The 14,730-nt window shown below is 42.6% G+C and carries 7 protein-coding genes; 6 read left to right on the forward strand and 1 reads right to left on the reverse strand.

From position 1 onward, the window contains the following. Positions 1–58: 58 nt before the first annotated feature. The 5 genes from JMX97_RS08770 (at position 59) to JMX97_RS08790 (ending at position 3,916) form a co-directional block, all read left to right on the forward strand. Complete coding sequence (locus tag JMX97_RS08770; RefSeq protein ID WP_201557061.1) at positions 59–577, forward strand: DUF302 domain-containing protein; 519 nt, start codon at positions 59–61, stop codon at positions 575–577. Between the two features lie 127 nt (positions 578–704). Beyond that, the gene (locus JMX97_RS08775) at positions 705–1,241 is read left to right on the forward strand and encodes a peroxiredoxin-like family protein (RefSeq protein ID WP_201557063.1); all 537 of its coding nucleotides are present in this window, start codon (positions 705–707) and stop codon (positions 1,239–1,241) included. 319 nt (positions 1,242–1,560) lie between these two features. Next, entirely contained in the window at positions 1,561–2,523 is a 963-nt protein-coding gene (locus tag JMX97_RS08780; protein WP_201557065.1) for an acyltransferase, read from the forward strand. Between the two features lie 315 nt (positions 2,524–2,838). Further along, positions 2,839–3,132 carry a hypothetical protein gene (locus JMX97_RS08785; RefSeq protein WP_201557067.1) on the forward strand — a complete coding sequence of 98 codons (294 nt, stop codon included), beginning with the start codon at positions 2,839–2,841 and terminating at the stop codon, positions 3,130–3,132. A 538-nt stretch (positions 3,133–3,670) separates the two neighbouring features. Beyond that, positions 3,671–3,916 carry a hypothetical protein gene (locus JMX97_RS08790; protein ID WP_201557069.1) on the forward strand — a complete coding sequence of 82 codons (246 nt, stop codon included), beginning with the start codon at positions 3,671–3,673 and terminating at the stop codon, positions 3,914–3,916. A 442-nt stretch (positions 3,917–4,358) separates the two neighbouring features. Here JMX97_RS08790 and JMX97_RS08795 read toward each other — a convergent pair whose 3' ends face one another. After that, positions 4,359–11,942: an ESPR-type extended signal peptide-containing protein gene (locus JMX97_RS08795; RefSeq protein WP_201557078.1), complete on the reverse strand. Its 7,584-nt coding sequence runs from the start codon at positions 11,940–11,942 to the stop codon at positions 4,359–4,361. Between the two features lie 734 nt (positions 11,943–12,676). On the opposite strand from JMX97_RS08795, the gene ggt reads away from it, so the two are divergent. Continuing rightward, positions 12,677–14,632, forward strand: coding sequence for a gamma-glutamyltransferase (gene ggt / locus JMX97_RS08800; RefSeq protein ID WP_201557079.1), 1,956 nt, complete (start codon positions 12,677–12,679; stop codon positions 14,630–14,632). Positions 14,633–14,730: the final 98 nt, after the last annotated feature.

The following is a 14,730-nucleotide window of genomic DNA, read 5'->3' on the forward strand; positions in this document are numbered from 1 at the left end:
TTACTAAAACCATTATTATGCTATAACTAATTATAAATACTAAACAACAGGTGAACTTATGATTAAAATTATTCCCATTGTCACTCTAGCTTTGCTAGCCTCCTCTTGTGCAAGCGTTGGACAGAACATACACACACCTAACGATAACCATTTAGTCAAAGACACCACTGGTTATACAAATCCTAGTGATGGATTGGTCACACTTGAGAGTGATTACTCAGTCAAAGAAACTGCTGATAGATTCGAATCTATCATCAAAAGTAAAGGCTTAACGCTATTTACTAGAATTAATCACCAAAAAAATGCCGAAGGGGTCAATTTAAAATTGCGCCCAACGGAAGTCATTATCTTCGGTAATCCGAAAGCTGGAACCAAGTTAATGCAGTGTGCTCAAAACGTGGCGATTGACTTGCCGCAAAAGGTACTCATTAGTGAAGACGCAGAGAAAAAAGTTTTTCTTTCATACAATAACCCAGAATATCTCAAAGTACGCCATAACATCCAAGGTTGCGATAAAGTCATTAACGATATCTCAACGCTTCTTGGTAAATTAGGCACTGAAGCAACATCAAAGTAAGCGGCTAATAAACGCACACTAGACTGCGCTCAAACACTCAAATGGTTAAGATAACAAGGCCGTTGTTTTTAGCATATATCAAGCTGTTGGAAACTGACACTAACGCAAATTTTTAAAGGATAAAATCATGCAATCAAATTATGAACAGAAAATTCAAGCGGGTGTAAAATTCCCTGACATAGATGTACAACTGTTAAATGGCAATATGAAGTCATTGGGCACGCCTGAGAATGGTCACGATTGGAAACTAGTGGTTGTTTATCGGGGTAAACATTGCCCGATTTGTACTAAGTATCTCAATCAGTTAGAAATGGTAAAAGAGTCATTTGCTAATACTGGTGTTGACTTGATTGCGGTATCTGGTGACAGTAAAGAGCAGCTAGAGAGTCATTTAGAAAAATTAGATATCAGCTTCCCTATTGCCTATGGTTTGACCGTCGAGCAGATGAATACCCTAGGGCTTTATATCTCTGACCCACGTTCAGAGAAAGAGACTGACCACCCCTTTGCAGAGCCTGGTGTGTTTGTCATTAATGCTAAAGGAGAGATTCAGGTTGTTGATATCTCTAACGCGCCTTTTGCCAGACCTGAATTGGAAGCCCTTGCAAACGGCTTAGCCTTTGTCAGAAATAACGACTACCCTATCCGTGGTACGCATCACTAGGCATAACAGTAAGAAACAAGCCTTAATAAGCTTGTGATTTTTCGATACTTTCAATACTTCCAATAATAAGAGCGTGCTAGGGACCTTCCTCAGCACGCTCTTATTATTGGAAGTATCGTTATTGTCTGCCCTCTTTTTAATAGCTTCTGCTCTGAATTATAAATGCTAGCTCTGTATTTATTTGGTCATGAAAGTTATCCTATTTATTATGTGTTATCACCAGTCACGTCAACACTCATGCACTAATATTGATTTCTGCTAAACTCCTGCAAGAACGTTCTCAATATCCAATAATAGGTATAGATAGAAGGGATTTAACATGCGATTGGCGTCATTTATTCAAAAAATGCATAAACGCACTCCCAAACTTGGCAAAGCCGTCTCGCTTGCAGCTGCAACTGGTGTTATTGCGGGTAATAGTTTTGGTGGTAGTATTCCTATGTGGTTAATGGGTGCGACCAAAATGATCACTGGTGCCCCTATCGCAGATAAGATCGTGATTAAAATTGCCAATCATTGGATTAGTAGCAATAATGCCTTGATTGACACTATTTTGCCACGAAAAGACTGGCGTATTAGCTTACCTGATGACGTACATACAAATGGTAAATACCTACTCGTTAGCAACCATCAATCGTGGGTCGATACCAGTATCGTTCAGTATATTAGTGAAAATCGTTTGCCACTAACGCGATTTTTTACTAAGTTTGAATTGATATACGTCCCTATCGTTGGCCAAACTTTTTATTTTTTAGACTTTCCAATGATGCGTCGGCACTCTAAAGAAGCCGTTGCCAGAAACCCTGCATTACAAGGCAAAGATATCAAAGAAGCAAAACGTGCTTGTGCTCTTCTTAAAGACAAACCTTTTACGTTGCTTAATTATCTAGAAGGGACACGTTTTACACCCATCAAACGTGATAAGCAGCACTCACCCTACACGCATTTACTCAAGCCACGGGCAGGTGGTTTATCACTTGCTATCAACGCGTTGGGTGCGGATATAGAGGGTATCTTGGATATGACGATTGTCTATCCTGATGGAATACCGACTTATAGTGACTTATGGAAAGGCAATATTGAGCGCTTGGGTGTTGATGTACGCTATATTGAAATACCTGATGCTTTATTTACCAGTATTCAAAACGGTGGTTACGAGAATGATGAGGCTACCAAAGCGCAAATGTTCGACTGGGTAGAGCAAATATGGCAACAAAAAGATCAACGCATTGCTAGTATGCTTGCTGAGTTTGAAAGCAAACCCACTGATAGAGAGGCTTAGCTGACAATCTATTTTCTCACTTTTTTAACCCATCTTTTTGCTACCTCTTTATTTAGAAGCAGAAGTAGCGACACCTAAATGTTTCAAATATCTTGCTAAAACCGTAGCGCTATTAATAACAAAGCATCTAAGTAAATAGCAAATATCGGAATAAATAACTACTTAGTCAAAAAATCTAAGAGATAAAGAACGTCTGGCAGTGTTATCATCGTGCCCACTAGCAATATTACCGGGCAAACTGCCCAAACTGAGAGTTTCAATTGAGAGCGTAAAGCCTAGAGATAAGGCAGCTCACTATATTCAAAAGGTTAAGTTATGAATGAATGTGATAAGGATGTCGCTGAATCGTTAGCAAAACCAATGGCGGAAAATATAATTAGTCTCGATGTGGCCAATTGTTGTTTGATGTCAAGCGTGGTTAAACACCTGGCAGATAAAGGTCTCATCGACTTAGAAGAATACATTGCCAGCAATGAAGAGAACGAGAAGATGTTTTCTGATAGAGCCCGAAATAATAAGCATGTGGACGATGAGTTAGGGCAAAGAGACGCCCAGTATATTAGTGAAATTTTCGACTTACATCGAAGTCATCTTGAAAATCCTGAGTAAGCAAAAAAAGCATGCCAAACCACCTTCACGGGTGGTTTTTTTGTAGTGATCAATAACTGCATGACAGTCCAAAAATTGAGAATCTAACTATCAACAGCTCATTTCCTATAACGTCCTAGTGCCGTTATCGTTAGTATTTGAAAGTTACTAATGATTGATTTTAGTGAGCAGGTAGGGAAACTATTGCTAATTTTTGACTCAATAATATACGATATTAGTAGTTACAATACTTACATAATTAATAGTAGCTAAACGGATGATTTGTTTGCTAAATTATAATATAAGGTTTATTCCGTAACATTAAGGACAGATAATCACAAGAATTAACACTTTGGCAACGGCTGATAGTATACTAAGATATAACCGATCCATAGCTATTGACAGATAATACTGTGGGAAAAGTCAGTAATGACTTGAATACACTCAGTTTAATGTAATGGAACGGAGGCTAGTAAGGACAGATTATTGTAGTTATAAGGGTCTTTAGCCCAACAGACTTTTTATAGTTCCAATATAGCAAATGACTAAGGAGCTCAAAATGGACAATAGACTAATAGGCAGCGCATTAACTCGTGCAATGCTAGAACGTGGTGATGAAGATATATGGTGCGCTATAGATGACGATAGTGACGAACAGGCAATGATGAGTCACGGCGACAATGACTTTACAGCCCGCATTATATATTTTAGCGAGGGTAATTTTTTCTGTTCCGGCGGTATGCCATGGAGGTTTGCAGTACCTGTTAAGATAAGAGAGATGACACAAACTGAAGCAGGGTTATAAACTCCAAAACATGAGCAGAAACAACTAAATACTGGTAACTTCATATTCTGAAATGCTGGAATTTTTCCTACTCTTAGCTTCTGCGATATAGTTAATACTTGATAACGGTTCTAGTTATTTCAATATAGAGCGTTATGTATATCTAAAAGCCTCTTTATTTGAGGTTTTTTTGTGTCTGTTTTTTAGGTTTAATGACTGTATTTAATACAAATAGGCGTTTAATATAATAATATTTAGAATAGTTTTTGGGAAAGGCCCTAGTTTTCATACTTTTATGAACTTATAGGAGCGAAAACTCGGAAGATCCATACCTCTTTATTCTGATCAAAGGTAAGCTTTAACGCCATATTTTAATCATAAAAAAAGCAAGACATCTGATGCCTTGCTTTTTTGTATTTAACTTAAGCGTTTAACTTAACTATCTGACTTAAGACTGAGTCTTTTAGTTAAAATGGAAACCTGCACCAATCGAACCACCTGCATTGCCTTGCGTATCAGCGGTACCGTTTATCTTCATGACCCAACTACCGTCATTAGATAACTTGGAGAAACCGATAGCGACAGCGCTTTCACCGTTATACGTTCCTATGCCACCACCGATCAAGGATTTACCTGCGATATAAGCTTGTGGCAGTGAAGACATGGCCATTGCTGCTGAGATACCAGCATTTGCATCGTCTTCAACTTCACCAATCTTATAGCCTAGCTCGTTGACACTATTGCCAAGTCTCCTCTCCATACGACTTAACTGACCAACGTTGACGGCGTCGTCAAGTTCTCTACCATCAACAACACCCTTAATACCGGCTGCGGTCATACTTGGACCAGCGGCAGCGCCTGCGCTGTCTCTGAAGCTTACACCTGTTTGATCAACGACAGTGCCGTTGTTGCCTGCAGCATCAGTGGCAGTGAAGCCGTTTGCGCCATGGCTGCTTCTGTTCGTGCCGTCAGTGACATTTGTGCCAGCACTAGTTGCGGTTGTTATGTTAGCGCCTTTAGTAATGATTTGGCCAAGTGCTGTACTGTTATTGGTGTTACCACCAGCATCGGCTTGACTTGAGCCTGTCGCACTATATTTAGTAGTATGAATACCGTCAGTAACGCTAGTACCAATAGCAGTAACTGTAGTTACATTGCCTGAGCCATCATCAGCCTTAACGCTATCAACATTTAAGTTTTTAGAAGTAGATACACGATAATTAGTAGAGCCATCTACATTGTTTACTGAATCTACAACAACGTTATCACCAGCGGTTACTGTGGTTTTTGCTGCTGCTGTTGACTTGACTGATTTGATTGCTTCATGAATACTGCTTTGACCAGTATCTCCGATATCAGTGTTAGTAAAGGTACCCGTTGCTGGATCGTAGTTTGTAGTACCACCAATGATACCTGCGACACCAGCGCCTTGAGCATACAACTGACCGCCATTAATAGCATCTTTACTTCCTGCAGCAACAGAACCAGCGGCAACACCACTCAATACACGATCACCAGCTGTACCAGAGAAGTTTACGTTAGTACCACCTGTTGTACCACCTACAGTAATATCACCTGTACCACTGTCTTGACGAACGATACCAGCTGTACCATTAGTTAGATTATTGATAGCAGTAGTGTTATTAGTCATACGACCATCGAGGTTACCTAAAGCATCACCAACGTTATTATAGTCAGTGGTATTAGCGTTATTATTACCATTGTTTAGGGTGTACTTTGGAGCCGTATAAGCGTTGGTTATTGGGTTATAAGTTGCCCCGCCGCCCAGCGCTGCCATGTTGCCTTTGGCTATATTATCAGTGTCAAACAACTGACTACCATTGACTGCATCCATACTATCAGCAGTGACGTCACCATTTGAGACGCGAATGATCTTATTACCGCCGTTGTTAAGGCCGTTGCTGTTCAAAACCACTGTACGAGCTATAGATGGAGCCACTATAGTAATACCATCATCGCTGATTCTAGTCTTACCTGTTGTAACGCTACCACTGTTGCCTAGATCGAGGTTGTTATTCAGCTCAAACGAGACATCATTGCTGGTTGCTTCTTTGGAGACGGTAAGGTTGCCATTTTTGCTATTAAAGTCAACAGTGTCACCAGGTCCTACGTTGCTTGTGGTTGCACTATCACCTTGAGCACTGATGTCCCACCCTTTATTGGCAGTTGCTGCGATGCCATTTAACTGTCCAACGTTAACCGCATCATCTAATGCAGTACCATCACCCACTTTAGTAATTCTATTGCCACCATTATCAAGACCAGTGTTGCTTAGAGTCACCGTACTACCACCAAGGAAGCTGACCCCGTCAGTATTCAACAAGGTATTGCCTGTTGTTACGCTGGTGAGTACTAAATCCTTAGCCATAGCCACTTTAATGCCTTCGTTCTCAGCGGTTAAGACGATGTTATCACCTGTGATGAAATTGGCAGTATTGTTGTCTTTATCAAGGCTTTTGACCTCATTACCATCAATTTGAGTGATGACATTCTGCATGGCGCTATCTGCTTTGACCAAACTATCTTTGCTCGCATCACTTAGATCAACTTCGTAGTCCGTAACGTTGTTGGCGTCTTTGGTACCCTTAGTTACGGTTACGGCAGTAGAGCCGGCTGATGTGCTAGTACTATTGGCATTGACGGTATAGATGTCTTGTCCATTGATTCCTGATGTTTTTACCACATCAGTAATATTCGTACCTGCTTCGACTTCGGTTCTGGAGCTTGCCGCAGCGCCTCTGACATCACCGATGTTGGCCGCATTGTCCAAGGCGTTACCACCACTAGCGACCTTGGTAATTTGATTGCCACCATTATCCAGACCAGTCGTTGAGATTTGTACACTACCGAAGGTAGCACTGTTTAGACCAGTTAGATCGGTATTGATACCGAACTTAGCCCCATTCCCAAAAGGCGTCGAGGTGATGTTGGCATCCGTGGTTACTTGAATTTCTTCACCTAAAGCATAGGTTTTTTTCATACCATCGACATCGAACTTGATGCCTTTGGCAATATTGGTCATGTTGGTTGAGATGTTACCTTGATTAATCGTGACATTATCGTTGGTAGTGGTAAGCTGACCAAAGTTTACCGCGTCGCTTGGCGCAATACCTGCTGCGACTTTGATAATTCTATTATTACCATTATCAAGACCTTCGTCACTCAAGGTAATCGTCTGTTTAGGACCGTTGGTGATGGTTATGCCTGCGTTGTTGACTACAGTGTCACCTGTTTCAACACTACCATCTATACCGAGATCGATGTCTTTGGCAAGCTGTACCGTTAGACCGTCAGTACCATTAGCGGTTACGCCAATGTTATTACCAGCAGCCAATTTAGTGATGTCAGTCTCGCCACCTGTGATATTAAGGATGTCACCAAACTGGCGGTTGACATTACTACCACTGTCACCAGCGAAGTTCAGACCTTGGTTTACCGTAGTGTTGATACCGTCATTAAGCTCATTTAACTGCTCTTGAGTCGCTGCTTGTCCACCAGTATAAGCAGTATTGGGATCGAAGGTTGTGTTGGTCAAGCCTGAGACCGTCCCTGCGGTACCATCGATCTTAACTGGATTAGCGGTACCGATATTAACAACGTTCGCAAGAGCAAGTTTGATACCGTCGTTAGTCGATAGTGGTGTTGTGGTTAAGTTGCTGTCAGTATCAAGCTTGATCTCTTCCCCTAAGGCAAAGGTTTTTTGAAGAGAGCTGTTCACATTGAACTTGATACCTTTGGCGATTTTGGTCGTGTTTGTTGAGATATTAGTCGTATTGGTCGTGACATTGTTGTTGGTCGTTGTGAGCTGACTCACGTTGACGGCATCTTTGTCTGCTACGCCATCATTTACGTTAGTGACTTTCTTATTACCAGCATTAACCCCAGCTTTAGTGACGCTTGGCCCATTCAGAATGGTAAGACCGTTGCTGGTTAAAGTTGCATTAGAAGGGTTAAATAGGCTTCCACCCGTTACGGTAATGCCTGCACCGCTGACTGTGGTAACACCACCGGTTAGAATACCACCGGTTATGATGCCTGCGCCGCTAACTGTAGTGCTACCTAGGAGAGCATTACCTGTTGTAACGCTACCAGTGTTGCCTAGGTTTAGGTTGTCGTTCAGCTCAAACGAGACATCATTGCTGGTTGCTTCTTTGGAGACGGTAAGGTTGCCATTTTTGCTATTGAAGTCAACAGTGTCACCAGGTCCTACGTTGCTTGTGGTTGCACTATCACCTTGAGCACTGATGTCCCACCCTTTATTAGCGGTCGCTGCGATGCCATTTAACTGATCAAGATTGACCGCATCATCTAATTCAGTACCATCACCAACTTTAGTAATTCTATTACCATCGTTGTTGAGACCGTTACTGCTGAGTTTTACATCGCTGTTGCTAAAGTAAAAGCCATTGTCATTCATGCGGCTATAGCCAACCTGCATGCTACCAGTAGCACCCAAGTTAATGTCTTTGGCAAGTTTGACGTCTAAATTACCATCTATGTCAGCAACGACACCAATGTTGTTGTTCGTTAAGTCAGCAGCTGCTGCGCCACCTTTGATAGTAAGTGTCTGACCAAGCTTACGATTAACGATAGTCGAGGTGTCATCTCCAGTGAAGTTAAGTCCTAAGTCTATTAGGTCATCGCTAGCCGTGTTTAACTGACTCACGTTGACGGCATCCTTGTCTGCTACGCCATCATCAACGTTAGTAACTTTCTTATTACCAGCATTGACACCACTCGTTCTAGTTACGCTTGGACCATTAAGAATGGTGAGACCGTCTGTGGTTAAAAGAGTACTAGGAATGCCTAATGGACCATTCACAAATACGCCGGCGCCGTTAACCTTAGTGTTGCCTAGTATGTTGCCTGTTGTGAGGCCCAGTCTGTCAACTGTCGTAACAGGACTCAGACCTAAGAAGCCACTTGTACCCATTTTGACGCTACCACTTTTGCCTAGATCAAGGTTGTTATTCAGCTCAAACGAGACATCATTGCTGGTTGCTTCTTTAGAGACGGTAAGGTTGCCATTTTTGCTATTGAAGTCAACAGTGTCACCAGGACCTACGTTGCTTGTGGTTGCACTATCACCTTGAGCACTGATGTCCCACCCTTTATTAGCAGTTGCTGCGATGCCATTTAACTGACTCACGTTGACGGCATCCTTGTCTGCTACGCCGTCATCAACGTTAGTAACTTTCTTATTACCAGCATTGACACCACCCGTTCTAGTCACGCTTGGACCATTAAGAATGGTGAGACCGTCTGTGGTTAAAAGAGTACTAGGAATGCCCAATGGACCATTCACAAATACGCCCGCACCGTTAACCTTAGTGTTGCCTAGTATGTTGCCTGTTGTGAGGCCCAGTCTGTCAACTGTCGTAATAGGACTCAGACCTAAGAAGCCACTTGTACCCATTTTGACGCTACCACTTTTGCCTAGATCAAGGTTGTTATTCAGCTCAAACGAGACATCATTGCTGGTTGCTTCTTTGGAGACGGTTAGGTTGCCATTTTTGCTATTGAAGTCAACAGTGTCACCAGGTCCTACGTTGCTTGTGGTTGCACTATCACCTTGAGCACTAATATCCCACCCTTTATTGGCAGTTGCTGCGATGCCATTTAACTGGCTGACGTTGACGGCATCCTTGTCTGCTACGCCGTCATCAACGTTAGTAACTTTCTTATTACCAGCATTGACACCACCCGTTCTAGTCACGCTTGGACCATTAAGAATGGTGAGACCGTCTGTGGTTAAAAGAGTACTAGGAATGCCCAATGGACCATTCACAAATACGCCCGCACCGTTAACCTTAGTGTTGCCTAGTATGTTGCCTGTTGTGAGGCCCAGTCTGTCAACTGTCGTAACAGGACTCAGACCTAAGAAGCCACTTGTACCCATTTTGACGCTACCACTTTTGCCTAGATCAAGGTTGTTATTCAGCTCAACTTCTATTTTGTTATTTTTTACTTGGGTGTCGATGTTGTTGTTAGAACCAACGATTTCAACGGCTTGACCAAGGTTCTTTTGTACTTTATTACCATCTGCAGCTTGGATAGCAAAGCCTAAAGTGGTTACATCAGTAACTGCCGTATTCAAGTCACCAATGTTTGCAGCGTTATTAGCATTGCCTGCAACTGTACGGACACCGCCACTAGCGACGCCGGTAATTTGATTGTCACCATTGTTTAGACCGACTTGTGATATAACCACACTACCGAAGGTTGCACTATTTAGGCCTGTTAGGTTCGGCGCTAAATCAAAATTAGCACCGGTTGCCGTCGGCGTAGCGACAATATTTGTACCAGTGGTCACACCAATGGTCTCTCCTAGTGCATAAGTTCTTTCGCCACCATTTAGGTTGAACTTGATGCCTTTAGCAACGTTTTGGTTGGTTTCATGCAACTGGCTCCCATTGATAGCATCGGTACTGAATTGGTCTACACTCCCTCGAGCAACGTTAGTAACGTAAGAACCACCTACATCTAGACCCTTATCTACACCATTAGTTATATGAGTTAAAGTAGTTTTACTGGTTGCGTCGCCAATATTGACTGTTCCAAATGTAACATTATCATCAGTTTTTACGGTGTAGCTTTTTCCACCAGTGCTATTAATGTCTGAGGTTACCGTAATATTACGACCTGCCTCAACAGAGGTTTCTTGTTCCGCTAGCGTAACAACTTGCTTCAACTGAGCGACGTTCACCGCATCACTGTTTTCACTACCGGCTGCGACATTGATAATTTGACGGTTTCCTTTCTCATCTCCCGTACCAACCGATACTGCACCTAATGTCATGCTCTCAGTAATAGCAATCGCAGCTTTATCAGCTATCGTTGCTCCTGCTGAAGCGTATCCAACAGCATTCGGTCCACCACCAGCTCGGTTAGCGACTGACATCGAGCCTAAAGCAACGCCTTCGTTAGTTTCAGCTCGGGCTCCAGCACCAAGAGCAACTGAACCTATTCCAGAAGCTGAGGAACCTATACCAAACGCAGAAGAAGCCGTACCAGATGAGCTAGAACGTATACCAACAGTAGTAGATAAATTGCCTGCAGACCGTGCTTTTGCACCAATCGCTATGGACGCTGCGCCACCTGATTCAGTGTGTCCATCGTATGGGTTAGCAGAATCCTCTATAAGATTGCTGCCAGTATAAGACTGAAACGCGTCGTTAACGCCAGAAGCTAAAGATGCGGCATTTAAATCATCACCGCCAATAGCAATAGACGATCCGCCAGCTGATACAACGTTAGCACCAATGGCGATAGATTGATCACCACTTGCTGTAGTGTCTTGACCACTTTCTCCGCTACCAATTGCTATGGCTTGCTCACCTGATGCTTTGGCATTTCCGCCCATAGCCATGGCGTTTAGGCCACTAGCGCCATCGTTATTAGCGTTATCCATAGCAGTCGAGTTAACACTGTAGTACTTGGTCTTATTTGCTGCGAGCTGGCTAACATTAACGGCATCATTATTAGCCACACCATCTTTAACATTACTGATTGTTTGATTGCCATTATTCAAACCAGAACCGGTAAGTGTTACGTTATTAGCTGTATTGATAGCTGTTATTTTAATACCTGAGGTATCAATTAAAGTACTACCAAAAATTGCACTGTTAAGACCCGTTAGGTCTTTAGCCAGCTTAATGGTTAGAGTGTTGGTGAAGCCAGTATCCGTTCCGACCACACCAATATTGTTATCCGTTAGATTGGTAAGAGTACTCACGCCACCTTTAACGTTTAGATCACCGTATAAACCAGTATAAACGTTACCACCAATGTCACCCTCGTATTCGTTAGCTGCTGTCGCCTGCATACTAAGACCAGCCACAGCCAGCCCTGCGCATATAGCACTTACACGTAAAATACGCGCGCCTCCTGTTATAGCATTGCTAGAGCTACCGGCGCCAGAGCGAACGGCACTATTTGATGACTTACCACGTGCTTTGGCATACTCTGCAACTGCCATAAAGCAGTTTAAAGAAGCATTCCAGATAACTTTATAATTGCGATTCATAATATGTACTCCCAGATAGAATTATTAAATTTAAAAATAAAAACCTATATTGCAGAGAGTGAAAACGACAAAATAAAGCGAATTATCTGTTTATATCAATGGAATCTCTTTGCTGGAATGTAACTACTATTAAAGTTTAAGAAATATAACGTTTTATCTTGTAAGTCTATTGTTACTCTCTATATTCATTTTAACGGATATAGAGAGAATACATATGCTGTTCGTCAGCTATATGCTACCGTTTATCGGAATATATTCATAAAAACGAATATATAGAGCGAACATCTGACCAATACTAAATATTTATAAGTGATGTTAACGGTTGTAATCCCACATACTAACCAAAGGGTGACGCGACTCTTATCAAAGTCAAGTGCAAGCGGAATCTGCACAGACGAGCTCATAGTTGGCACAATATAATCGTAGCTGTAAACGCTCTGGATTTACTTTTGCTTAGGCTTACATTGACTGACACTGTCAAACGTTAGGTACTGATATTGATAAGCATTTATTAGAGGTAAGCAGTGACATAAAAATTTCTTTATCAAAGCTAATAGACAATTGTTAATATTGAGGCTAACAACGAAATTTTATTTTAATACAGCTATTAGCCTTTTAATTATTTATCTAATTTGAGTATCTATCTAATTTTTGATGTAAGCTATTTGTATATTTAACCAGTGCCAGCCGCCAAATAAATCAACCCTATTCTCCCACGTAAAAAGGATTTTACGATGCAAAGCTCAATCTCGAAACTTCAGCAAGATACTCGTCACCATAATTCTCAGAACAAAGCAAAAATCAAAACCGCTATCTTACTTATCAGTAGCACCTTCCTAGTATCTGTATCCGCTCATGCCCTTGAGCCAACAGCCAATACTATAAACAACACTTCAATAAATACTAGTGCCATAAACCTAGCTATTATGACTGACGCACCAACAGTATTGTCGGAGACCCAACGTATTACGGTTGCCGCGCCCGATAGTCTGAAGAAAGCACCCAACACAACCATAGTTACTACCACAGCTAAAGCCGATCAAGCTATCTACTCTGATGACGCTATTCATCATCCGCTATGGGCCAAGAACGGTATGGTAGCAACCCAAGAAGCCATCGCCTCTGATATTGGATTAAAGATTCTTAAACAAGGCGGTAATGCCGTCGATGCCTCGGTCGCTGTTGGCTTCGCATTAGCAGTGACCCTACCACGCGCTGGTAATATTGGCGGTGGCGGTTTTATGATGATTTATGATGCCAAGAAAGGCAAAACGGTGGCACTCGATTACCGTGAAAAAGCACCTAGCAGTGCTTCACGTGATATGTATCTCGATGCTGATGGCAATGCCGTCAGTGATTTGTCTCGCTATCACGGCTTAGCCATCGGTGTTCCAGGAACCGTAGCCGGCATGCTAAAAGCGTTAGAAGATCATGGAACTATGAGCCGCGGTCAAGTAATGGCACCCGCGATTGCATTGGCCGAGGATGGTATTGAAGTTACCGCCGGCCTGACTGAATCATTAGAAGCATTGAGTGAGCGCATGCAAAAGTGGCCAAGTACTAAAAAGATCTTCTTTAAACCGGATGGTAGCGCCTATCAACCTGGTGAGCGTTTAAAGCAGCCTGAGCTTGCCTACTCACTGAAGCTGATTGCTGCGCAAGGAGCAGATGGATTTTATAAAGGTGAAACCGCGCGTAAGCTGGTCAAGGCAGTCAATGAAGCTGGTGGCAAAATGAGCATGCAAGATTTAGCCAATTATCAAGCCATTGCCCGCGCGCCAGTGAAAGGCAATTATCGTGGCTATGAGATTGTCTCTATGCCGCCGCCCTCCTCTGGCGGTATTCATATCGTCCAAATCTTAAATATTTTAGAAGGCTATCCACTGAATAAATATGGACAAAATAGCGCCCAAACCATTCACTTGATGGCTGAAGCAATGCAGCTGGCTTATGCCGATCGGGCAGAGTATTTAGGTGATGCCGACTTCGTTGACGTGCCTGTCAGTGGCTTAACTGCTCGCCCTTATGCGGATAAACTGCGTTCCCTAATTGATCCCAATAAAGCCACGCCTGCCGCAACGGTTAAAGCCAATAACCCACTACCTTATGAGAGCGATCAAACCACCCACTTCTCTATTGTTGATAAAGATGGCAATGCAGTGGCGAATACTTATACCTTGAACTTCTCTTATGGCACCGGATTGGTCGCTGAGGGTACGGGTATTTTATTAAATAATGAAATGGATGACTTTTCAGCCAAGCCTGGTGTCCCTAACGGTTATGGCCTACTTGGCGGTGAAGCCAATGCCGTCGAAGGAGACAAACGTCCTTTGTCTTCTATGAGTCCGACCTTAGTATTTAAAGACAGTAAGCCTTATATCGTAACTGGCAGTCCGGGTGGTAGCCGTATTATCACTACCGTCACCCAAGTTATCTCTAACGTCATTGACCATGATATGAATATCGCAGAAGCCACTCATGCGCCGCGTATTCATGATCAATGGTTACCTGATGAGATTCGTATCGAAAAAGCGCTGAATGTCGATACTATTAAAAAGCTAGAGTCGATGGGTCATACCGTCAGCCCGCAAACGTCTATGGGTTCAACACAGTCTATTATGATTACCCCAACGGGCATATATGGATCTTCAGATCCTCGTATCGTGGATGCGGCGGTGGTAGGATACTAAAATGGTGGGCTGTTAGTTTGGTTTATTATTGAGCTTTTGATAATAGATAGGTTTTACGAAACTGGATGAGCGACCATCCAGTTAGCTAAGGAGAGCAG

This window comes from Psychrobacter sp. 72-O-c (assembly GCF_904846605.1).
In the GTDB taxonomy this organism is placed as follows: domain Bacteria; phylum Pseudomonadota; class Gammaproteobacteria; order Pseudomonadales; family Moraxellaceae; genus Psychrobacter.

Coding starts and splice junctions, on each gene's coding strand:
- JMX97_RS08770 (WP_201557061.1), top strand. CDS start 59: ATGATTAAAATTATTCCCATTGTCACTCTAGCTTTGCTAGCCTCCTCT.
- JMX97_RS08775 (WP_201557063.1), top strand. CDS start 705: ATGCAATCAAATTATGAACAGAAAATTCAAGCGGGTGTAAAATTCCCT.
- JMX97_RS08780 (WP_201557065.1), top strand. CDS start 1,561: ATGCGATTGGCGTCATTTATTCAAAAAATGCATAAACGCACTCCCAAA.
- JMX97_RS08785 (WP_201557067.1), top strand. CDS start 2,839: ATGAATGAATGTGATAAGGATGTCGCTGAATCGTTAGCAAAACCAATG.
- JMX97_RS08790 (WP_201557069.1), top strand. CDS start 3,671: ATGGACAATAGACTAATAGGCAGCGCATTAACTCGTGCAATGCTAGAA.
- JMX97_RS08795 (WP_201557078.1), bottom strand. CDS start 11,942: ATGAATCGCAATTATAAAGTTATCTGGAATGCTTCTTTAAACTGCTTT.
- ggt (WP_201557079.1), top strand. CDS start 12,677: ATGCAAAGCTCAATCTCGAAACTTCAGCAAGATACTCGTCACCATAAT.